Source organism: Sebaldella sp. S0638 (assembly GCF_024158605.1).
In the GTDB taxonomy this organism is placed as follows: Bacteria; Fusobacteriota; Fusobacteriia; order Fusobacteriales; family Leptotrichiaceae; genus Sebaldella.
Genome location: NZ_JAMZGM010000261.1, coordinates 1 through 1,122 on the forward strand (window position 1 = coordinate 1; position 1,122 = coordinate 1,122).

Annotated in this window: 3 protein-coding genes; all 3 read right to left on the reverse strand. The window is 29.1% G+C overall.

The genetic code is table 11. The features are described 5' to 3' along the window. Positions 1–131: 131 nt before the first annotated feature. The 3 genes from NK213_RS20125 to NK213_RS20135 all read right to left on the reverse strand — a co-directional run bounded on the left by NK213_RS20125 (position 132) and on the right by NK213_RS20135 (position 982). Complete coding sequence (locus tag NK213_RS20125) at positions 132–359, reverse strand: hypothetical protein (RefSeq protein ID WP_253352671.1); 228 nt, start codon at positions 357–359, stop codon at positions 132–134. Between the two features lie 243 nt (positions 360–602). Beyond that, a complete protein-coding gene (locus NK213_RS20130) occupies positions 603–797 on the reverse strand; it encodes a hypothetical protein (protein ID WP_253352673.1) in 195 nt (64 codons plus the stop codon). A 5-nt stretch (positions 798–802) separates the two neighbouring features. Continuing rightward, positions 803–982 carry a hypothetical protein gene (locus NK213_RS20135; protein ID WP_253352675.1) on the reverse strand — a complete coding sequence of 60 codons (180 nt, stop codon included), beginning with the start codon at positions 980–982 and terminating at the stop codon, positions 803–805. Between the last annotated feature and the right edge of the window lie 140 nt (positions 983–1,122).

A 1,122-nucleotide genomic window follows, 5' to 3' on the forward strand; every position in this document is an offset into this window, starting at 1 on the left:
AGAGACAATAACCATCATTTTTCCAATTAAAATGAATACATTTGATGCACATTTCCATTTTTATTCCTCCTTGATTTATTTTAAATTTTATGTTATTGTTAATTATTGCTTTACAAGTCATGAGATAGCATTTATTTGCTGTCTCTTTTTTTGTATAAAACCCCTGACTTTTGATCCATGAGTTTTATCCATTGCCAAAAGTCGTAAATATAACTTTCAGACTTATTTATTATTAAATCTGCTATTACAGTTAGACTAAATAATATAAGAGCGATAGCAAGCCAGTTATTGAATACAAAGCTTTCTGTGTATAGTTGAAATATTTTACTGTTACCAATGTATAGAATTAATTTTTCCATATATTTTCCTCCTTGTTATTTATTTTAAAAATTGATATACTACTATTGCTGTATCACTTGCTTTTAACTCATCTTTTTAGTTAAGTGGTACAGTCAAATGATTGATTGTTTCATGGAGCAACTTTCGGTTTGTACCTCCAATACAATTATGTTAAGTTGTTCCATGAAATAATTAATCCTTGAACCGTGCTGTCTGATAAACTAATTCCATGACCGGAAGAGACAGCACAGTTGAGGGATTTTTTATGGATTTTCACAATATAAATCAATCATAATCTGCTCCTCATCCGGAAAAGAATCTAAAATATGAGATTCAAGTATCTGGATATTTTTATTTTCCTTTTTAAGTATGCTGTGAAGATGTTTGTAATTATCGGCATAAATCCCAGTAATAATGTGCTCATCCTTGTCAGCGTATACAACATAAAACAAATTCATAAAAATCACTTCGCCAGTTCTTCGTGTAATATCGTGTTTTTGCTTTCTTTAGGAAAATAAGTAACTTTAGAATTTTTGTATCTAATTCTTTTAACAATACCGCCAAACCTTTCAGCGAAATATTCAGCAGTTTTTCTATCAGGTAAATTAGCAATGGTGACATTTTCAATAATAACTCTAAACATAAATGAATCCTCCTTAATATATAGTTACCGGAGTATATAACTTCAATTTTTTAGGAGTGTTGATTTTGTTATATACTCAGGCAAGAATATATCTTGCTTAACGTGCTGCTAATAAATACTCTAAAATATTAAATTTTGCC